Genomic DNA, 20293 nt, shown 5'->3' on the forward strand with positions numbered 1-20293 from the left:
AGCTTCTCCACACCAAGCAGCTTCGCTTTACGATCTAAATAACGAACTAGCACCTGTTTGCTTTCTTGGATTGCAGACCACATCGCTTGCAGTGTAGCTTCGCTCATCCGGTTCATTTGCAGCGGCTCCTGCAGCACCGAATCCCAGCCGCGCTTGTCGTACAGCTTTAAACGAAAGCCTGAAATTCGGTTTAACGTCTCTGCACATAAATCCGCCTGCTCTGCCCATTCCCTCTCCCACTCTGTGAATGCAGCCTTCCGAACATTGCGGTCTCCATCGGATAAGCGGTTATGCATTTGACCAGCGGATAAAACTTTTTTCTCCCCGTCTTTTCCTACATCGTTAAATTTCGCTCTGGATACAATGACGTTGTAATAATCGCCCCAGCCATGGTAACCGTCTACCGCTAAATCTCCAGCCAACGCTTCCAGCTCAGGAGCCATTTTCTGCTTTGCAAGCTCGCGGCGTTCAGTTAGGCTGAACGCTACCTCAGCGAGCTGTGGGTGCGTCAGCAGCTTTTCCCATTCACTATCATCAAGACCTCGCAGTACGTTGTCAAAGCGGGTAAGCACCCCTAGAAACTTCGCAGCAAGCGTCTTTACGCGATCGCTTTGTGAGTTCGCGGCTGTGTCTCGCATATTCTGAGCCAACAAGCATGAAACAAACGACTCTGTTTCACGCAGCCTAATGATGATGCTTTGCAGCAGCTCCGTCATCGCCGCAATTTCAGAAGCTCCAATGCTTGCTTCCGTTAAAAGTGCGGCATCGAGCTTCTCAATGTCCTCATCCATGCCCTTCAGCTCCTGCAAGAACGCTGCTGAGCTTGAGCCACCCTCATAAAAAACTTCTAAATCCCAACTTTGCGGATATCCCGTATTCATTGCTCTCATCCTCTCTTCCATAAAAAAAGCCAAGATGCGGCCGCGTTTTTATTTGCGCAAACCTTCTCGGCAGTGTATAACTTAATTATATCCAGATTGGAGGAATTACACCATGTCTAAACCGTTGCAGATTTCTGCTGATACAGCTGTTAAGCTTTCCGAGCAGCTTGGCGTCCCAATAGAGCACTTAATGCATATGCCGCGCCATATATTATTGCAAAAGCTCGCCGAGCTTGCTAAGCCTAACGCTGCACCTGAGAGCGAAAACAAATCATGATTCCGTTCGAAAAAGCATGGCCTTATGACATTATTATGGGCGACCTTTATGTATCGAGCTGTCCCTTCTGCCATGCAGAAAACGTGCTGCTTCCAATAAAACCAGAAGAGCTCCAAGACATACAAGACGGTACGAAACGATTGCTCGTTTTCCCTTGCTGCCATAATAAAGTGACTATTGTTGATGCAGACCGCGATTATTTGCTGACAAACCGTGTTCTAAAAAAGGCGCTCCGCTAAGCGGAAGAAGAGACCGACTGCTTCAATAAATCTGTGCCATCGTCAGGAGAAGTGTTGCCGGATGCATGTTTCGATCTGGCTTCCATCTCCTCGCGTATAAGCTGCCACTGTTCGCGGCTCGCACGAATCATTGCAGCATCCACGATTTTTTTATCATTCACCACGCGGGAAAACCAACGTACAGCATCGTTTAATTCTCCGATACGACGATTCAGCTCCCCTATTAAAAACATTAGCTTCGCATTGTTAAGCGCAACACCCTCTGCCTCATATACACGAATATAGGCTTGAAGTGCAAACGTAAGAAATCGTTTCTCGTCTTTCTGATTGTCTTCATAACGATACAGCCAAGCAATGTGATGCAAAATACCAGCAAGCACGCGATCCTTCTCGTCAATGGCTTGGGCTGATAAAAGCGCTAGCTTGTAGCTGGCCATCGCCTTCTTCAGATCGCGCTCCCCGCCATAATCTTGATTGTTCCAATGCATTCCGATTTCATCATGATATTTCTTTTTTTGCCGATCATTCAACCGCTCCATCCCGTTCTCAGTTGAGGCAAAGCCGCAATTAGGACAAACCCGTACAACATAATAATCAGGGTTTACGTCCGTTTTATAATATCCGCAAAAGTCAGAGTCCATTCTAGCTGCTCTTTTGAAGCTTGGTCTAACGCGCGAAGTCATAAAAGTCTTTTCACAGCAAATGCATATGATTTTGGATAGGTAGAGCGGTTCCATACAATCACGTCTCCTCTTCAGATGTGTTTACAAAGTGGTGTGCAGGTCCGGATAGTCTGTTGATAACGATCTCTTGCAGCTCGTCATTTATGCCTACCTCTTGCAATGCTCTTTGCATGCAGTCAAGCCATGCGCCAGCATGTTCAGGGGTTATTGGAAAATGCATATGTCTTGCTCTCATCATTGGATGTCCATATTCATCAGAATATAAAGAAGGCCCGCCAAAAAATTGCGTCAAAAATAAATATTGTTTTTCTATAACAGGATCAATATCTTGCGGGAACAAAGGCCCAATTAACGGATGGGCTTGTACCTTAGGATAAAAAGAGTTAACAATCAGCCTTAAAGTCTCAGATCCACCTAAAGCCTCATAAAGGCTTATATTCCTATTCATCGTCAAATTCATCTCCATTGTGTAGGTATTTAGTATTATATCACAAATAAAAGTACGGACTTAACAAAAAAAAGCCCGCGGGATGCTTATCCGGGGCTCATCATATAGTGCGTATTACCCATCAACCTTCATAGTCCTCTTCCCCTGGTGCTGTAAGAGATTCTCGAATGACATAGACGAAAGCACAGACCAAGATGCCAGCGATTATACTCATACCCATCACTCCAACCGTTTCAAAGGTAATTCCATTGTACCATAAAAAAAACAGGAATCCAGCGTTTTGCAAGCGTTTTCTTTGTCAAACTTAATTATTTTTAAAGCATATCCAGTGATGGATATCCTTATTCCTACATATACGTTTAGGAGGGGTTGTACAGCATCTTATGGCATCTGCTCGGCTCCCCTTTCTAATTATTTGAGGAGGCGGTCTATCTGCTGCGAACGATCATTCATCCCTTATCTATAACCGCGCTTGGCGCAATTATAATCATGCTTTTAATGACTGTCTTTCCTACAGAAACCCTTCACTCCTCGCTCCGTGGGCTATCTATTTGGTGGGAGGTGCTTTTTCCAGCGTTGTTCCCTTTCTTCGTCATATCGGAATTGCTGCTCGGCTTCGGTATTGTACATTTTTTCGGCAAGCTGCTTGATCCGCTCATGAGACCTATATTTCGGCTTCCCGGCATCGGGGGTTTTGTCGTGACAATGGGTTACATTTCCGGTTATCCGGTAGGCGCAAAGCTAACAGCACAGCTCTTTGAGCAGCGGCTCGTTAACCGAGCAGAGGGTGAGCGGCTTGTTGCCTTTACGACTACTTCTGATCCTATTTTCCTAATTGGTGCCGTGTCCGTTGGTTTCTTCCAAAATGTAGCGATTGCTCCTATACTCGCTGCTGCGCACTACGGAGGCGGTCTTCTTATCGGTCTTCTCATGCGCTTTCACGATAGACATGCCCCTTCATCTGGAACCAAAAAAACGGTGATTGCAAGGGAGGGGTTCAGAAAACGACGGCCCTCTCGCATCTCCGAAGCACTCAAGGCGATGCATGAGGCTCGATTGCTGGATGGGCGCGGACTAGGACGGCTGCTGCAGGATTCAATTCAATCGGCGCTGCGGCTAATGATCGTCGTTGGCGGACTCGTCGTTTTTTTCTCCGTCGTGATGGAGATGCTGACGCATGCAGGCATCATTGAGGCGATGGCTGAAGCTCTGCGATTTTTGTTTGGTTTAATCGGCCTGCCTAAGCCGCTTGCAGACGCTGGGATATTCGGATTGTTCGAGGTCACATTAGGCTCTCGTTCGGCAGGTACAGCTGGTACTGGACTCATGCATCAAGCTGCAATCGCTGCTTGGGTGCTCTCTTGGGGCGGCTTATCAGTCCATGCCCAAGTAGCAAGCCTGCTCAGCAAAACAGATTTGCGCTATCGTCCTTTTTTTATAGCTAGAATGGTTCATGGTTTAATTGCAATGACTCTCGTTTACTTGTTATGGGGGTGGCTTGGGCCATGATTAGAGCCGCTCATTGAATTTAAACACAATTTCCTTTATCATCTTAAGTACTATGGAGATCGGAAGGAGATTTACTTTTGAAGTATGCGGTAATTGATCGAGGCGATGATCTATCTAAATCGTTAGCAGAAAAATTTCATAAACTAGCCGGGGAGCGAGGCTTCACTCGGAATGATGAATCACCGGAAATCGTTATATCCATCGGAGGTGACGGAACACTGCTCCTCGCTTTTCATAAATATGTAGATCAAATTACGAATGTTGCATTTGTCGGCATTCACACCGGCCATCTTGGATTTTATGCCGACTGGAAGGCAGACGAGCTTGAAGATCTCGTCGCAATGATGGCAGAGGAAACACCACGAATCGTTAGGTATCCACTTGCCGAGATTGAAGTTGAGACACCAAGCGAGACCCGTCATTACTTATCATTAAATGAATTCACATTAAAAGGCGTTGACGGAACGCTCGTCGCCCAAATCAATATAAATGATGAGATGTTTGAAATGTTCCGCGGTGACGGCATTGTCATTTCGACCCCTTCGGGAAGCACCGCGTATAACAAAAGCTTAGGTGGAGCGATTGTCCATCCATCGATAGAATCGCTGCAAATTGCGGAAATCGCTTCGATCAATAATCGTGTATATCGTACACTTGGATCATCCGTGCTGCTGCCGCAGCATCATCACTGCGATATTATCTCTAAGAAAGAGCAGCGGCTGCAGCTCGCAATTGATCACATCAGCATCATGAGCAGCGATATTCGTTCCATCCGCTGCAGTGTATCCAGCCGTAAAGTAAGCTTTGCACGATATCGGCCGTTTCCTTTCTGGAACCGAGTACGTGAAGCATTCCTTGGTTACGACGTCCGATAAGATTTGTTACCATCATTTAAAACCAAAAAAAGACACAGAGCGTATTATACGCGCTCTGTGTCTTTTTTGTTTGGTCGATTCGTTTCTGCAGATGAAGCCGCGGTTTCATTGGCTGCAAGGCGGAACGGTTTCTTGGAGCGGTTATCGTTATTGCCTTTATAGCCGCCTTTACGCTGCTGTTGCTGCTCACGTTTCCCACTGCCCTGCTGCTGCTCGCTGCTATTTTTACCTTCGCCAGCACTATTCGCGCTGTCGTTGCCTTTATCCGCGTCGTTTTTATTGCGATTGGAGCTTCTATGGCGATTTTCCCTTGTGTGATTGCGAGTATGCCTTTCATGTGTTGGAGCGGCGCTTTCTTCCTTTGCACTCGCAACCTCATCATGTTCAAGACCTTCAGAAATATCCACAAAACCGGCAGCTGCTGCAAGAAGATCAGCTGCTTCTATACGCGGACGCTCTTCGTCTGCATCCAAGTCATAGTCGTCTGGCTCACGAACGGTACTGTTTGTTTTTTCTAAAATAAAATAAGCGCAGCCAAAGTTGCAATACTCATTGATGTAATCCGGCATGCCAGATAGATTGCTTTCCTTCGTAGCTTTCTGATGGCTGTCACGAAAAAAACCTTTCAGCCGCAGCTGGCTATAGCCCCAGTCACCAACAATATAATCGTAGCGCTCAAGTACTTCGCTGTATCGATCACGAAATGCTTCAGGATTCCAGCCATTCCTATTTTCAAGCACAATTTCATAAGATTTTCCGCCGATATGAATCAAAGCCATATTTTCCACCTCATCTTGAGCGTCAGTTACAAGCTGCTCGAGCAAGCACCGGAAGAAATCTCACGGCTCGCTTCGGCTTCCGCTGCCATTGCTGCGTGTGCCGAATCGGTCTGCTCATGTGCATGATAAGAGCTGCGTACTAATGGTGCCGATTCTACATGCCTAAAACCGCGCTTCAGCCCTTCTTCTTTTAGTTTTGCAAATTCGTCTGGGTGGACATAACGTACGACCTTTAAATGTTTCGGCGTTGGCTGCAAGTATTGACCTAATGTCAAAATATTTACATCGTTTGCGCGAAGATCATCCATCGTCTGCAAAATTTCATCCCATTCCTCACCTACGCCAAGCATAATGCTCGATTTGGTTGGAATCTTAGGCTTCATTTCTTTGGCGCGCTTCAACAGCTCCATCGTACGGCTGTATTTGGCTTTGGCACGAACACGATCCGAAAGCCGCTCCACCGTTTCGACGTTATGATTTAGAATATCCGGATTTGCATCCATTACAATTTGAAGCGCATCTTTATTTCCCAAGAAGTCAGGAATAAGCACTTCAACTCGGCAAAACGGCATACGTTTGCGAATCGCATGTACAGTAGCTGCAAATATGGATGCGCCGCCATCCTTAAGATCGTCACGAGCAACCGATGTAACAACACAGTGCTGAAGATTCATTTGCTCTGCTGCCTCTGCTACCCGTTCTGGTTCGTCCAAATCCAGTTCAGTCGGCATACCTGTCTTAACCGCACAAAAACGGCAAGCGCGCGTGCAAATATCACCCAATATCATAAATGTGGCTGTTCGATTCGACCAGCATTCATAAATGTTTGGGCAACGTGCTTCCTCACAAACCGTATGTAGCGTTTTTGAGCGCATCATATTTTTAATTTCGGCAAAGTTACCGTCTGTCGCTAATTTTATTCGAAGCCAATCAGGCTTTTTGAGTGTTTCTTGTTGTTTCATTAGGGATTACCTGCTTTCAAGTTCATTTATAATTCCTAAACTCATGCGTTTATTATAACATGTTTCGTATAAAAACCAATGATTTGCAAAACATAACGTTATAACCGTCATGCTTTTGGAAGGGTGAGACGTTTGAAACTGACTATTCCTATTGTTGCAGCAATAACCGCAGCTTCTCTGTTCATTGTCACGCCCGTCAGTTCTGTAAGAGCAGCTCCTGCTGTCAAACAACAAACTGATAAGGCCCATGAGCAAACAGTCAATGCTGAGACCGATCCCTTTTCCGTTAGAAGAGGGTTGTATGACAAATTAAGCTTATTTACCGAAGTGCCTTGGTTCTGGATCGCAGCCATCGATCAGTATGAGCGATCCATGTCTAAAGCACGTCCAAAGGCTCGTCCAATGCTTGGTAACACCGTTGGCGTGTTTATCGACCAGGAACGCTGGGTCGGCCCGCTCAATCCGAATACGGATGACAGCTCGCCGGTATCGATCAACTTTTTTAACGGGATTGGCCGTGATGGTGACGGGAATGGACAAGCGGAACGAACAAGCGACATCGATCTTCTCTATTCACTTGTTAGCCGCGTTGCCGCGTACGGTATCTCCAATGATGATTTCGCAATCGGACTTTGGGAGTATTATCAAAATAATCGTTCAGTGCAGCGCATCCAGCAGTTCGCCCGAATCTATGAAGCATTTGGCCAGCTTGATTTGTTCGAGCATGCATTCCCGCTGCCTATCAGCACTCATTATGCCTATAACAGCACCTGGGGAACCGGGCGAAGCTGGGGCGGCAGGCGTACCCATGAAGGTACCGACATTTTCGTAAGGCATGGTGTCCCTGTTCGGAGCACCTGTTATGGCATTGTTGAGGTGCAGGGCTGGAATCCATACGGCGGATGGAGAATTGGCATTCGTGATCTAAACAATTTTTACCACTATTACGCACATTTGTCCGGCTTTGACAAAACCGTTAATATAGGCGATGTCGTAAAGCCTGGACAGGTTGTTGGATGGGTAGGAAGCTCTGGTTACGGCAAACCCGGGACGCAGGGAAAGTTTCCTCCTCACCTGCATTATGGCGTATACAGCGACCGCGGTTTAATTGAATGGTCGTTTGATCCATATCCGATGCTGCGCCGCTGGGAGCAAGCCGAGCGTAAACGAATGCGTTCCGGAAATTAAAGCAAAAAATATAAAACGACTTTATCGTCCTCTTTGCTGAAGACAATAAAGTCGTTTTTATATGTATGCTATTCAGAGGATGAATTGCCCGAACTATTTGATCCTTGGTTAGAACCTTTAGAATGATTAGTGCCTTCGTTCGTTGCTTCTGTTGACGGTCCTGTATTAGAGGCTCCAGTGCCTGAAGACTCTCCATTATTGTTGTTTTGCGGACTGGATGTAACTCCGCCTCCCGCACCTTCGCCGAGCGGAACCGAAATGTTTGGCGCCTGCGCAGCCGACTCGCCTACAGGTTTGCCCGTATTGTCGTAATAGTACATCGGCACGTCGCCAACTACTAGCAAATATGAAATCGGGATATCCGTTTCGACCAGCTCCGGCTCGGTATCAAACGGAATAATGATCGTAACCTCCGCTATTATGCGAATGTATACCTCAACCAAAATCATATTGATGCCGGCATCCTTCTGACGTGTGCTAAGATCTACCTTAACAGCCCCAACCGGCTCGAATTTGACGGGTACTCTTGGTCCGTATGAGGAAATAATTGCACTATTGAGCGCATGCCCGATCGGAATATGCTCCGGTATATCCTTCATTTCATTTAATGTATTTTGTACGGTGTTTATCGTTTGCGATGTAATTTTCATATGCTCCGCGTAATTAAGCATGAAACCAGATATTTTCCCATTGCTGTTCATCTTCCAGTCAATAAGGTTACTGCTGTCCGATCGGCTCGCTACCTGCTCGGTTATCGCTTTATTGATAGCCTGCGTGGCGATTTGCTTTACTCTGATTTTCGCTATATTCATCAGCGGCGGCCGCAAATTTTTCTCAATATAGACAAAGGATTGGATCGAAAAAACCATAAAAACAAGCAGGGCTATAATAAAGATTGTGCGTCGTCTTATACGAGGCTTTGCAGGGCGAGAGCCCCAAATGCCGCCTGATCCGCCATTGCCGCTGCTTCGGCTGCTGCTGTATTTTACTGCTGGACGCCTAATGCCCCATTTTCCGCTGCTTGCGCTTGAACGAGCTCCTGAACCCCATTTCTTTGGTGCTGGCCTTGATGAAGCTGAGCTCCCACGACTGCCCCAAGTGACTGATTTTACTTTAGAGAATGGACGGCCAGACCAAAGCTGCATACGGCTGCCGCCAAATCCTCGAAAATGCCAGCCTCGCCTTCCCCATTTCGCCAATCCGATCCCCTCCCGCACCAAGCTGCACACTCTTTATTACCCATACTTATGCAGAACTTGGTCAAAAAAGAAGACGACCTCAGCAAGTTGCAGCCTTATTGACATTATGGAAACGATATACATAATTGTAACTAAGGGAGATGAATCTAGTTGAGTGAACGCAATATTAGCACAACCGTTTCAGGAGATTTAATTGTTACTCGTCTGATTGGAAAAATAAGCACAGATGACGTTAATGACTGGTTTAATGGTTTCGAGCAGGTGTGTCAGCCATTCATTAAAGAGGGGCGAAAATACCGTTTGTTAGTGGATCGAAAAGGCTATACACCCGACCATTTTTCGGTTCAAAAAGCATGGAAAGATAAATTTTTTAATGAAAGCATTTTGAGTCATAGCAAAGCCATCGCATTCCTCTTGGAAGATGGTGAAATTCTGAATCACTTGCAGCAAACCAATACCAAACCGTCTGTACAATTTTTTAGTGATGCTGAACAAGCCTTCCACTGGTTAAATAATTAAATAACTATAGCGTACCGGAATAGTCTATTTAATCCGTCTAAATCGTGAGCCGATACCCTGCGCCCCAAATGGTTTCAATATATTGCGGATTCGAAGGATCCGCTTCTATTTTTTCTCTTAACCTGCGAATATGAACGGTTACCGTCGCAATCTCGCCCAGTGAATCCATCCCCCACAGCTGCTCAAACAGCTCTTGCTTGCTGAATACATGATTGGGGTTCAACGCTAGAAAGGACAGCAGATCAAATTCCTTTGTCGTGAACTGCACCTCTTGGTCGTTGACGTAAACGCGCCGGGATGAGGTATCAATCTGCAAGCCGCGTATTTGGATCTTATTTGAGGCTTTGGTATCGCGGTTTCCCATCAATCGCTTGTAGCGCTGCAAATGTGCTTTCGCCCGGGCGACCAGCTCACTTGGACTAAACGGCTTCGTTATATAATCATCCGCCCCTAAGCTTAACCCGCGAATTTTATCGATCTCTTCTTTTTTGGCAGATACGATAAGGATAGGAACCTCCTTTACTGCACGGATTTGACGACAAATCTCATACCCATCCATGCCTGGCAGCTGCAAATCTAGTACGATCAAATCATATTCACCTTCTACAGCAGCGCGGAGCCCCTCTGTTCCTGTTAAGCATATGTCCGCAGAAAAACCATGCAGCTCAAAATAATCCTTTTCCACCTCAGCTATCGACACTTCATCTTCAATAATGAGAATTCTCGTCATGTTCGTCCTCCTATGCTCCTCGCGAGCGGCAGCTTGATGATCATACTAGTTCCTGCTCCAAGCTTGCTCTCAGCATGAATGCTGCCGTTATGCCCTTCGATAATTTGTTTCGTAATCGCAAGTCCTAGGCCGCTTCCACCAGTCTGCTGGCTGCGTGAGAGATCCTCGCGGAAAAAACGTTCAAAAATAAACGGGAGAGCTTCCTCCGATATTCCTGAGCCGCTGTCGCTAATCATTAATCTAACAAAATCAGTCTCCACACTAAGCGATATCGCTATTTGCTTTGGCTCGTCCAACATAAATTTCATGGCGTTGTCCATAATGTTGGTTAGTACCCGCTTCAGCTTATCTCGGTCGGCAAGCACATTGGTAGATTCCGAATGAACAATGTCCCAGGTCAGCGCAACGCCTTTGTCTTGCAAATCAAAATGCAAATCCTCGGCATAGTCCTCTATGAATTGCCCCAAGCTGATTTCCTCGAATGTAAATGGCAGCTGCTTCAAATCAAGCTTCGAGTAAAGAAACAGCTCGTCAATCAGTTGATCCATATGCTCGGCCTTCGTCAAAATCGTATTCACATAACGCTCCATCTTTTGCTTCGTATCCGGTACACCGTCCCGAATGCCTTCAATGCTTGCTTTAATCGAAGTAATCGGCGTTTTCAGATCATGCGTAATGTTCGCGACAAGCTCCTTGCGATTTTGCTCATATTGCAGCTGCTTCTCTACCGATTGCTTCAGCTTCATTCTCATATCTTCAAAGGCTTCGCTTAACCTTGCAATCTCATCGCTGCCTACCGCTTGCAGCTCAAACTCCAAATCGCCTTCCTTAATACGCTCTGTCGACTTCCGAAGCAGATCAAGCGGCTTAATAATACTGCGCGTCAAAAAATAATAAAGCAGCATATTCATGAGCAAAAGCACGATAAACAGCACGCCTAATATAATAGGCAAAAGTGTACGAACAACCTCTGCAAATGGACTGCGCTCCCTTACAACGAGCACGCTTCCCTTGGATTGATCTGGAAAACGAAAATCAAATTTCGCATAAGCATAAAAATGGTCCCCTATTTGCAGGGTGTTGCGGATTGCATTGTTTTCCATCTCATAGTCAGGCAAAAACGTGATGAATTGGGGCTGTTTTACGGACAAGGACGAATATATCGCCTCGTCGCCTTTTCTTATAACCAGCTCCGCTTGTACCGAACGAAGCTTGTAATTATATTGATCGAGCAGTGTAGGATCAAGAAGCGAGTCGGGTTCATTTTTCGCCAAATACTTTAGATCAAGGAAAATCGTTTCCTCCTGCTCAGACAATGGATTAACGGAATAATGAATATTGTAAAAGTCCTTTACGCTTCGCACATCGCCTGTTATCGCTACCACAAAGAGCAGAGCAGCGGCAAGAAACAATACGATCGTAACGATAAGTATACAGCTGTAGGACAATAGCAGCCGAACGCGGATGGACATACTCGTATCTCCTTCTCCTTTTGACAATTCGTTTTTCGTGAATACAATGTAACATAGGTTGCCCTGAGGGGACAAAGAGAAACAAAGACAACTTTGCAACACGATCTAACATGGGATAGACTATAAGAAATCATTTTCCGTATTAAAGGAGTATATATGGCCATTAATCGACGACTCAGCACCGATCAGGACTTTGAAGAGGTTATCGAACTGCAGCAGCGCATTCGCGTGTTTCAAGACAATCAGCTCATCGATGCCAGCTCGCTGGTTGTGCGGTTTGATGATAGCACGATTGTGACCCAATCGGGGGTAAGCGATATTGCCTATCATAACCGAAAAGAATGCGAGTTTTTTCTACTTAGAAAACGCTAAGTTATACAAAAAAACGGTGTCGCCCTGTTAGCCCTCGCGGGACAGGTTGACACCGTTTTTCATTGCATATTACTTATCCAGCAGCTCTACGAACTGCAATAACCGTGTGATCATCGTTGCTGCTTCGGCGCGGCTTGCTAGATCTAGAGGCAGGAATGATTGATTCCCTTTGCCCTCCAATATACCTGCTGCTGCAACCCGAGTAACCGCACCAAGCGCCCAGCCATGTATAGCTGCTTCGTCTTTAAAGCTGACAGCTTCATTAACTTCTTTCTTGACATTAGCTCCTGCTGCTTCCGCAAATTTTAATGCGCTTGCTGCCATTACTGCCATTTGCTCGCGCGTAATGGTCGTATTCGGACGGAAGGTTCCGTCCTCGAAGCCTTTAATCAGTTCAAATCTTGCAGCTGTTGCAATCGCATCCGCATACCAAGCGCCCGGCGCAACATCGCTGAACGCCGACGCCTGCTTGCCTCCACTATTTTGAAGACCAAGCGCTCTTACAAGCATTGCCGCAAATTCGGCGCGCGTAACTGTACGGTTAGGAGCAAAGCTCGACGCCGTTGTACCACTCACAATTTGTTTGGAAGCGAGCAGCTCAATATTCGATTTTGCCCAGTGGCTGCTAATGTCTGCAAAAGTTTTGGGATTTAAAGCGACTACATAGCTGCTGTTGCTAGTACTCAAAATGGTGACAGTTGTTTTCCCTTCAGCTGATCGGAACAAAGCCGGAACGTAACGGAAAGCTCCCGTTGCCGGATCAAATACGAGCGCTGTTGCTGTTTTGGCATCCAGTTTACGGTATACTGTCATCGTACGCTTCACATATTTGCCGCCAAAGCTGTGTACTTCTGCTGATGTGCTTCMATCCGAGACGGAAATAATAAAATCAACAGGATCACCTGCAAGCTCAAAGCCTGCGGCTTTGGCTTTAGCTCGAATGTTATCAAGCACCAGTTGACTAACCGGCTTGATTGAGAAAGTTACAATTAGCTTGCCGTTATTCGCAAGCTTTGCCTCCTCCAGAACGCCGTTTACAAGCGCCAGCGGGAACTCATACGACGCTGTACCCTGCTCCATGACGACTACCGCATTTGGACTGCTCTTAAGCGCGTCAAGAAGAGCTTGTGCGGAGAAGGAGAGTTCTCCATTAGATGTTAACACACCTTTGGCGAAGATGATCCGCTCAAGCTTGCTTGCGGCATCTGTCTTCAGCTTGCTGTCATTTTGCGCTGTATTAATCGCACCGCCGATTTGGCCTGAACCTGAACCGCCAGTGCTGCCTTCATTTCTTTCCTCTGGCACAACGACCGCCTTCACTTCCAGCGTATAGATTCTGCTTTGCGAACCATGAGTCACAGTAAATGTCGTCTGGCCGATCTTTAGCGCACTAAGCTGTTTATCTTCACTAATTGCTGCAATGTCTGATTGGGCCATCGTTATGATCGCATCCGCTGTGACATCGACGCCTGCTTGATCAAACACCTTTATGGCTTTTGTATCACCCACAGTCAACGACAGCGGTCCTCTATCGCCATTCTCAAGAGCTATGCGGAATGGCTTCGGACGATTGGCAAAACCTTCATTTTGCTCGGTGAACGATAATTGATCATTTGAGCTTGCTAGTGTCGCTATCCGCTCACCACGCACAATCACATTGTCCACCTGAATATTGCCCGACACCCCGCTTGTCACATCTATTCCGTTTGTACCCATTCCGTCAAGCACGATATTTTGCAGCTTCACATGAGCAATGCTGAATCCGCCGCCGTGTACAATTAAACCGGCATACGTACTGTCGAGTGCGACGTTGTCCCGTACAATGACCTCGCCGTTCAAATCCTTCTCGCCAGCAAAAATCCAGATCGCACCTAGATTAATGTTGTACGCAGAGTCAGCGCTGCCTGTACGAATCAGTGTATTTCGCTCCACTACCGTTGTGCCGCTGAATGCCACAGGATTAAAGCGTGTCGATACGGCAATGCCCGCTCCGTTCGTAATTGTATCTGTACCGATGTTATCTTGAAGCTTATTGTCTTGCCCGCCAAAAATAACGAAGTTATCGGCCAGCCAAGGCAAAGCCACCGTATTAAAACGCGCCGTATTGTTAATGCTTGCGCGCCCTTCTGCCGACCACATCGCCAAACCATCGTCACCTGGATAGCGGATATCCGATTGCTCCATCACACTATTGCTCGTGCCTACGGAGAAGTTGATGCCATCGGCCATCAAATTGCGCAAACGAAGGCCAACCATATGCAGGCCATCCGTTATTTCGTCGCTGCCCCTTACCTTGGACAGCCATAACCCTGTTTTTGAATGCTCGACCCAAACATTCTGAATGACCGAGCCTTTGCCGAAGCCGCCATAAAAAGCATGGGTCAACGCTTCATCATCACGGATATTCAGGTCGCCGTCGATGAGTAGATCATATACGCCAATATTAGCGCCTTTGCCAATAAACCTCGCACCGATCAGCGATGTATACCACATCCCTGCACCGCGAATTGTGATTTGATCCAATTCAATCACATCAGTCTTAAGCTCAAATACCCCTTGAGGGAACCATACGCCTTTCCCTTGTTCTTTGGCTGCATTCATTGCAGAATGGAACGCTGCCGAATCATCAATGCCATCGCCAGGTACAGCTCCGTATTCGGCAACTGACAGGAATCCATCAGGCTTTGCAAACGGACCTTCCACCTGCTCCATATCGACAAGGTCAATAACATAATAATCTGCCGCATTCTCCGCATTCTTCTGCAGACGGATCGTAGCTCCTGCGGGAATATCACCGATCAAAGCATGTATTTCATCGAAGAAACGATGTGCATTGCCCTGCTTTGGATCATTAGACCATGGATAGCTGCCGTACTCCCAGCCATGCTTCGAGCTGAGTTCTAAATTTTGCTTAAATTCTCCGTTTACGTAGAGGCCTAACGTTTCGTTTCGACCAGCCCCGTCTGCGCTGTCTGGGATGACATAACGCAGCACAAGTGAATTAGCCGCCTTTGCTAATGTAAATTGTACATAATCACCTTCATCTACCAGCTTAACCGCCTGCCTGCCCGATGCCTCAGAAGCGATTTCACGGTAGCTGCGCGACGGTCCAATCAGCTCACTGTTCGTTAATCCATGTTCCGCTTCATAGGTAATGTATGGAACTGTCGCTCCGCGGTAAGCAATGCCGATGCTTTGTCTGACTAGAAGGCTACCCAGCCATACTTGCCCTGAATCCGCTGAATCCTTTTGCAGCGTAATCGTATTAATTCCGCTGCGCAGCTGCATTTCAATAACCGCTTCGGACCAGCTTTGTTTTTCTCCAGCTGCATTAAACGCCACTTGTTTGATCCGTATGCCATTCACATACAGGCTAAGCTGGCTTGGCGCATCGGTGACGTTCAAGTAACTAAGCTCCGTTAAATAGCTGCCTGCTGCCCCAGCATGAACGGTAAAGCTGATTTTATCTCCTGTTTCAGTGAAGTTCCCAGCGTACCCAGCACCTTTAAAGCCTGTTAACTCCTTACTTACTTTAATGCCGCCAGACATAAAAGCGTTCTCTGCTTCATATCGCTGATTGGAGGCAACAGGCTCAAACTGCCAAAGTGCCTCATCCGCTTGACTCGGCGTACCGTATTGCAGCTTGCCAGCCGTTAGCAGCAGCAATCCGTCTTTCTGCGTAGCATTTATAATCCGTTTATAGCCAGCACGATCCTCAATCGTCCATTGTGCCGCATCAATGCCTCTAGCCTCACCTGCGATTGCCGCCAGACCATCTGCATGTAGCGTCAATAAATGTCCGGTAGCTTTGTTTTTCAACAGCCTCCGGCCGTTGAAATCCTGAAGCAGCCATTGGGAGCTCGCGTTATCTGCCCTCACTGAGCCGCTGAGCACCTTGCCGCTGTTTTCATATAAATACCCTGTGCCTGACTTTTCTTTAATACGAATATAGTTCGTGTCGTCAAATGTTGGGGTAGCCGTGTCATTCGTCTTCTCCTCGCCCATTGGCGGCGTCTCGAATTGCTCCGACGCACTCTCAAACGTCCACTGCACCGATCCAAATGATGCTGGGTACAATCCACGTTCTGCGTAGCCTGCATTATTTTGAACATGAATGAGCTCATCATCGTATTTCCCATTCAAGCTGCGAATCATATATTCCGCACCGCTCGGCGTGCTTTCAACTGCCCACTCTAAGAACGCATCGCCTTGAATGGCTTGCTTGCTCTCAATAAAGGCATAATCCCCGGTCATTGTCATGTAATGTCCTGTAGCACGGTTTTTCAACCTTTGTTTCCCGCCCTCTGACTCTATAATCCAATGACTGTAGCCGTTGTTCTCTGCCAAGTTGCCATAAAGAACAATTCCTCCATTGTTTTCATATAAAAATTGGCCGTTCGCCTTGTTTTTTATACGAATCGGAGCCTCTGGCAAAGGTTTCGCTGGAAGTGCTAGCGGCTCAACTGCATATTGTGCGCTATCCGAATCAGCAACAAGCTTACTCACTTTCGTATATCCCTCACCATCTGAATATAGAAAATGACGAGCCCACCCACTCCGCAGCACTACAAATTTATCAGAAGATCCAGGCTCCATGTTCCACTTCACGCTGCCCCAGCTCTCGTGAATGCCGCCTTGTGCAATAATTTGCTGAGTCGGGGCATCCTTTTCAACATCCCCGCCTACGTGCTCCATTGACACATAGTGGCCAGTCTTGAGGTTTTTCAGCCGCACCGAGGTCGGTCCATCGCCCGTGCGCTCCAAAAACCAAACTGAGCTAAGATCCGTTTCTGGAAGATCACCATACTTAACCTTGCCTTGATCATCACCCTCAGCGGTCACTTCATACAAATAACTGCCGGTTTGCTTGTTCTTAAGTCTTACATTCGTTAACGCCGCGTCTGTCACAGGTATAAACTTCCATTTAGGGCTTCCCCATCCTGGATTAATTACGCCGTATTCCGCGTATTTCGTCAGATTTTGCAAGCTAATATACTTTTGTTGTCCAATAACATCATTAGCATCCTGCAAGCTGTGAATGAGCTTTGAGCCGCCGGCATCTTCGATGACCCAAATCGCACTCGTCCAGTCATCAGCTACCTCAGTCACATCAATGCGTCCATCCTTCATATTTTGCAAATTAATGTAGTGGCCTGTTGCTCTATTCTGGATGCGTTTGCGACCGTTAAAACGTTCAACTAACCATTGTCCCTTATAATCGCCTTCAGAGACATTGCCGTATTTCAGCTGTCCTGCTGCATCCTCATATAAGAAGAAATTTTGCCATTCATTCTGAATTCGAATATATTGCGGCGAGCCATCCCCGCTAAATGCCGGGTCTTCAAACAACCATTGCGCCGCATTCTCATTTGGCTGAATTGCACTTGCTTGGGCTGCGCCCGTATTGTCTTGAATATGCAAATATTCGCCTTGACCAACATAGCTCTGAATGCTTTGATAGTCATCATAAATGGCTGATTTGCTAAAGGACCATTGATCCTCTGCAGAGCTTTCCGTTAATGAAGATACCTTAAGCGGATCACTGATCTCATTAACTCCTGCACGCGTAACATAATGACCAGTTGCTAGGTTGCGCAGCCGTTTTTTGCCGTTAAAATCTTCCCTTACCCACTGGTAAAATGACTTCTGGCCTGCCTGTGTTGTCAGTGCGCCAACCTTTGCCAGCCCAGCATCTTCATACAAATAAGCAGTACCTACCTTCTCATTTGTAAAATTCACGATACGGTATGGCTGCGTATCCGGCGCCAGCTCTATTCGCCAGTGTGCATTGTCTCGATCCAGGACGGACCAACTGTTCGAGCGTACATGTTTGTCATCAGGAAACTGCGTATTCAATACGTAAATGGTCGAAGGAACCTCCTGATAAGCTGCAACGTTCTGAAAGGTGATAAAATCTCCACCCGCTGTGTTAGCTACCAGCCACTCGCTTTTATTCGTATTGTCCAGCCCTATCGCTTTAATAGGCTCTTTGTCTATTCCTTGCGTAATGTAATGACCAGTTGCACGGTTTTTAATCCGATAGGAATCCGGCGTTGCTCCCGGGACAAGCACCCAATGAGATTTGCGATCCGCAGCAGGCACCTCGCCAAAATCAACGAAACCATTAGCTCCCTCGTACAAATATTGTCCTGCTCGGAACTTGTTGGCAAGACGAATTGGAGCAGCAGACTCCACCGGCTCGAGCGCCCACTGCGGACTCTCGAATGTTATATTGATGTCATTGCTTACTTCTGCAAAGCCGAGCAAATCCTCTTGATGAATAACGAGATTGGCATTCTCCGGCACAGTTGCACTTTTAATGACCACATAACCCTCGCGGCTGGACGCATGAATGGTCCATTGGTCTGCAAGCGTACTCTCCGTTATCTCGCGGCTGGTCAGTGCATCGCGCCTCTTCCCAACCTCTGAGACCGTAATGTAATGTCCGGTTGCACGGTTTTGAATTCGCTTATTGCCATCATGCTCCTCGATGAGCCATTGCGAGGACTCATCTTCATAGCTTGGAAAACCGTACCGTACGATACCATTTTCATCCTCATACAAATAATTGCTTTGCCATTTGTTCTGGATACGAACATAGGTTGATTCCGTTACGGATGACACAGCCGCCTCGGGCTGCCCCCCGCCTTCCGATACCACTGCCAACTCATCCGCATAGACCGGAACCGCCATAAGCATAAGCAGCAGCGCCAGCATGAATGCCAATATAGACCTTGCACGTTTCATTGCACAAACCTCCCCAAAGGTATACAAGTGCAAACGCATCTCGGAAGCACTCGCTTATGTAAATCCTTCATTCTCTTTCATCATAATTTGGAATCGCTTACATATCGATGTGCATTTCTAGAAATAATAGGTGTTATATTACGAAGTGTAGAGGCATGCAAAAACCCCTCTGTCTTAGACAGAGGGTTTCTATACTTATATGGGTAACCTGCTGATGGCTGTGAAGCACTCGCCTTCTAATCGAATGGTATACTATTCTTCTTCTACTACGCCAAGCTCCCGATTTTTCTCCTTAAAACGCTCGTTATGAGAAGAAACATAAGCCATCTCTGGAGCTTCCGGATCCATATACAGCTTCGCGCTGTTGAGTGCCAAGACGCCATCCGTAAACGTTCCTGCAATAAGTCCAACCTTGCTGCCAAAACTCGCGAAATCGCCTGCGCCGAAGATGCCCGGAATATTAGTAGTCATCCGCTCCCCAACGTTCGCATTCCATACTCCCATATCAAGACCCCAATCACGGATAGGTCCAAAATCACTCTTCATTCCATGATTGACGATGACAGCATCGACTTCAATCTGCTTGCTTTCCTCCGTTTCCATATGTGCAATCGTTACCTTCTCGATACTTTCCCCATTACTGCTATGAAGCGCAAGCACTTGATATGGCGTAAGAACATTTACAGAGGATTGTTTCATCCTGGAAACATTTCTCTCGTGCCCGCCGAAGCTGTCGCGGCGATGCACGACCGTTACGCTGGCTGCAATGGATTCCAGCTCATTAGCCCAGTCTACTGCGGAATCGCCGCCGCCAGAAATGAGCACTCGCTTATCGCGGAATTTTTCCAGCTCCTGTACGGTGTAGTACAAGTTCGTTACTTCATAGCGGTCAGCCCCTTCAATCTCCAGCTTCGCTAATTTTTTTATTCCGTAACCGATTGCCATAATGACCGTTCTTGTATGATGCTTCTCGCCAGTTAATGAAGTCAGCATAAAAGTTCCATCAGCCAATCGTTCATAGTCCGTAATTTGCTGTCCGAGCACGATCGTCGGGTCAAAGGTTTTGGCTTGTTGGATCAATTGCGCAATTAATTGTTCGCAGCGAATCGGTGTTACCCCGCCTACATCCCAAATAATTTTCTCAGGATAAGTGAGCATTCGCCCGCCGAGTTGATCCTGCGCTTCAATTAATTTCGTTTTTAAATCGCGCATGCCGCTATAGAAAGTGGTATATAACCCACCTGGGCCACCACCAATTATCGTTACATCATAGAGTTCCAATTGTTCGTTCATCGTTTGCCTCCAAACGTCAGTCATGATCAATTTATTTTTGATATTGATTATCACTATCACTTATTAAAGTTTAGGATACCATCCTCATTGTGACAATGGACAAAAGTCACCATTTTTTTG

At 46.7% G+C, this 20293-nt stretch carries 17 protein-coding genes; 7 read left to right on the top strand and 10 right to left on the bottom strand.

Translation table 11 applies throughout. The features are described 5' to 3' along the window. Window positions 1-881 (bottom strand): gluzincin family metallopeptidase (locus tag AC1DSE_RS06810; RefSeq protein ID WP_477527522.1); only part of this gene is annotated, 881 nt, incomplete at its 3' end. A 112-nt stretch (window positions 882-993) separates the two neighbouring features. Between AC1DSE_RS06810 and AC1DSE_RS06815 the strand changes: the two genes are divergently transcribed. Together AC1DSE_RS06815 and AC1DSE_RS06820 are read left to right on the top strand one after the other, a co-directional pair. Then, window positions 994-1158: a YycC family protein gene (locus AC1DSE_RS06815; RefSeq protein WP_076271027.1), complete on the top strand. Its 165-nt coding sequence runs from the start codon at window positions 994-996 to the stop codon at window positions 1156-1158. Further along, window positions 1155-1397, top strand: coding sequence for a hypothetical protein (locus AC1DSE_RS06820; protein WP_441879317.1), 243 nt, complete (start codon window positions 1155-1157; stop codon window positions 1395-1397). The genes AC1DSE_RS06815 and AC1DSE_RS06820 overlap by 4 nt, the downstream gene beginning before the upstream one ends. Here AC1DSE_RS06820 and AC1DSE_RS06825 read toward each other — a convergent pair. After that, window positions 1394-2134, bottom strand: coding sequence for a DUF2225 domain-containing protein (locus AC1DSE_RS06825; RefSeq protein ID WP_477511562.1), 741 nt, complete (start codon window positions 2132-2134; stop codon window positions 1394-1396). The two genes, AC1DSE_RS06820 and AC1DSE_RS06825, sit on opposite strands and share 4 nt — an antisense overlap. Window positions 2135-2138: 4 nt before the next feature. Beyond that, window positions 2139-2528 carry a globin domain-containing protein gene (locus tag AC1DSE_RS06830; protein ID WP_076271024.1) on the bottom strand — a complete coding sequence of 130 codons (390 nt, stop codon included), beginning with the start codon at window positions 2526-2528 and terminating at the stop codon, window positions 2139-2141. Window positions 2529-3017: 489 nt separating this feature from the next. Here AC1DSE_RS06830 and ylbJ point away from each other — a divergent pair, with 489 nt between their 5' ends. Together ylbJ and AC1DSE_RS06840 are read left to right on the top strand one after the other, a co-directional pair. Next, the gene (gene ylbJ, locus AC1DSE_RS06835; RefSeq protein ID WP_477511563.1) at window positions 3018-4037 is read left to right on the top strand and encodes a sporulation integral membrane protein YlbJ; all 1020 of its coding nucleotides are present in this window, start codon (window positions 3018-3020) and stop codon (window positions 4035-4037) included. Between the two features lie 77 nt (window positions 4038-4114). Further along, the gene (locus AC1DSE_RS06840; protein ID WP_076271022.1) at window positions 4115-4912 is read left to right on the top strand and encodes an NAD kinase; all 798 of its coding nucleotides are present in this window, start codon (window positions 4115-4117) and stop codon (window positions 4910-4912) included. 44 nt (window positions 4913-4956) lie between these two features. On the opposite strand, the gene AC1DSE_RS06845 is transcribed toward AC1DSE_RS06840, so the two are convergent. Both AC1DSE_RS06845 and lipA read right to left on the bottom strand, forming a co-directional pair. Next, window positions 4957-5691 (bottom strand): YutD family protein, encoded by a 735-nt coding sequence (locus tag AC1DSE_RS06845; RefSeq protein ID WP_477527523.1) that lies wholly within the window; start codon window positions 5689-5691, stop codon window positions 4957-4959. Between the two features lie 26 nt (window positions 5692-5717). Beyond that, window positions 5718-6653: a lipoyl synthase gene (lipA, locus tag AC1DSE_RS06850; RefSeq protein ID WP_076271021.1), complete on the bottom strand. Its 936-nt coding sequence runs from the start codon at window positions 6651-6653 to the stop codon at window positions 5718-5720. Between the two features lie 132 nt (window positions 6654-6785). Here lipA and AC1DSE_RS06855 point away from each other — a divergent pair, with 132 nt between their 5' ends. After that, the gene (locus tag AC1DSE_RS06855) at window positions 6786-7841 is read left to right on the top strand and encodes a M23 family metallopeptidase (RefSeq protein ID WP_477511565.1); all 1056 of its coding nucleotides are present in this window, start codon (window positions 6786-6788) and stop codon (window positions 7839-7841) included. Window positions 7842-7909: 68 nt separating this feature from the next. Here the strand turns inward: AC1DSE_RS06855 and yunB are convergent, their stop codons facing one another. Then, a complete protein-coding gene (yunB, locus tag AC1DSE_RS06860; RefSeq protein WP_477511566.1) occupies window positions 7910-9040 on the bottom strand; it encodes a sporulation protein YunB in 1131 nt (376 codons plus the stop codon). A 150-nt stretch (window positions 9041-9190) separates the two neighbouring features. On the opposite strand from yunB, the gene AC1DSE_RS06865 reads away from it, so the two are divergent. Beyond that, window positions 9191-9559: a SpoIIAA family protein gene (locus AC1DSE_RS06865; protein ID WP_477511567.1), complete on the top strand. Its 369-nt coding sequence runs from the start codon at window positions 9191-9193 to the stop codon at window positions 9557-9559. 37 nt (window positions 9560-9596) lie between these two features. On the opposite strand, the gene AC1DSE_RS06870 is transcribed toward AC1DSE_RS06865, so the two are convergent. Continuing rightward, on the bottom strand, window positions 9597-10289 hold the full coding sequence (locus AC1DSE_RS06870) for a response regulator transcription factor (protein WP_477511568.1): 693 nt from the start codon (window positions 10287-10289) through the stop codon (window positions 9597-9599). Then, on the bottom strand, window positions 10286-11761 hold the full coding sequence (locus AC1DSE_RS06875) for a sensor histidine kinase (RefSeq protein WP_477511569.1): 1476 nt from the start codon (window positions 11759-11761) through the stop codon (window positions 10286-10288). Before AC1DSE_RS06875 ends, AC1DSE_RS06870 begins: the two co-directional genes overlap by 4 nt. A 156-nt stretch (window positions 11762-11917) precedes the next feature. Here AC1DSE_RS06875 and AC1DSE_RS06880 point away from each other — a divergent pair, with 156 nt between their 5' ends. Further along, a complete protein-coding gene (locus AC1DSE_RS06880; protein ID WP_339207486.1) occupies window positions 11918-12133 on the top strand; it encodes a hypothetical protein in 216 nt (71 codons plus the stop codon). Between the two features lie 69 nt (window positions 12134-12202). On the opposite strand, the gene AC1DSE_RS06885 is transcribed toward AC1DSE_RS06880, so the two are convergent. Both AC1DSE_RS06885 and AC1DSE_RS06890 read right to left on the bottom strand, forming a co-directional pair. Next, window positions 12203-18880 (bottom strand): S-layer homology domain-containing protein, encoded by a 6678-nt coding sequence (locus tag AC1DSE_RS06885; RefSeq protein ID WP_477527524.1) that lies wholly within the window; start codon window positions 18878-18880, stop codon window positions 12203-12205. Window positions 18881-19132: 252 nt separating this feature from the next. Further along, window positions 19133-20173 (bottom strand): NAD(P)/FAD-dependent oxidoreductase, encoded by a 1041-nt coding sequence (locus AC1DSE_RS06890; RefSeq protein WP_477511571.1) that lies wholly within the window; start codon window positions 20171-20173, stop codon window positions 19133-19135. Window positions 20174-20293 lie beyond the last annotated feature (120 nt).

It is taken from the genome of Paenibacillus sp. 01L418 (assembly GCF_056400045.1).

What these genes read in the sequence shown, in the direction of transcription:
- AC1DSE_RS06890 (WP_477511571.1), bottom strand. Translation starts at nt 20,173, where the DNA reads ATGAACGAACAATTGGAACTCTATGATGTAACGATAATTGGTGGTGGC.
- AC1DSE_RS06825 (WP_477511562.1), bottom strand. Translation starts at nt 2,134, where the DNA reads ATGGAACCGCTCTACCTATCCAAAATCATATGCATTTGCTGTGAAAAG.
- AC1DSE_RS06820 (WP_441879317.1), top strand. Translation starts at nt 1,155, where the DNA reads ATGATTCCGTTCGAAAAAGCATGGCCTTATGACATTATTATGGGCGAC.
- lipA (WP_076271021.1), bottom strand. Translation starts at nt 6,653, where the DNA reads ATGAAACAACAAGAAACACTCAAAAAGCCTGATTGGCTTCGAATAAAA.
- AC1DSE_RS06845 (WP_477527523.1), bottom strand. Translation starts at nt 5,691, where the DNA reads ATGGCTTTGATTCATATCGGCGGAAAATCTTATGAAATTGTGCTTGAA.
- AC1DSE_RS06830 (WP_076271024.1), bottom strand. Translation starts at nt 2,528, where the DNA reads ATGAATAGGAATATAAGCCTTTATGAGGCTTTAGGTGGATCTGAGACT.
- AC1DSE_RS06870 (WP_477511568.1), bottom strand. Translation starts at nt 10,289, where the DNA reads ATGACGAGAATTCTCATTATTGAAGATGAAGTGTCGATAGCTGAGGTG.
- AC1DSE_RS06880 (WP_339207486.1), top strand. Translation starts at nt 11,918, where the DNA reads ATGGCCATTAATCGACGACTCAGCACCGATCAGGACTTTGAAGAGGTT.
- AC1DSE_RS06815 (WP_076271027.1), top strand. Translation starts at nt 994, where the DNA reads ATGTCTAAACCGTTGCAGATTTCTGCTGATACAGCTGTTAAGCTTTCC.
- AC1DSE_RS06875 (WP_477511569.1), bottom strand. Translation starts at nt 11,761, where the DNA reads ATGTCCATCCGCGTTCGGCTGCTATTGTCCTACAGCTGTATACTTATC.
- ylbJ (WP_477511563.1), top strand. Translation starts at nt 3,018, where the DNA reads ATGCTTTTAATGACTGTCTTTCCTACAGAAACCCTTCACTCCTCGCTC.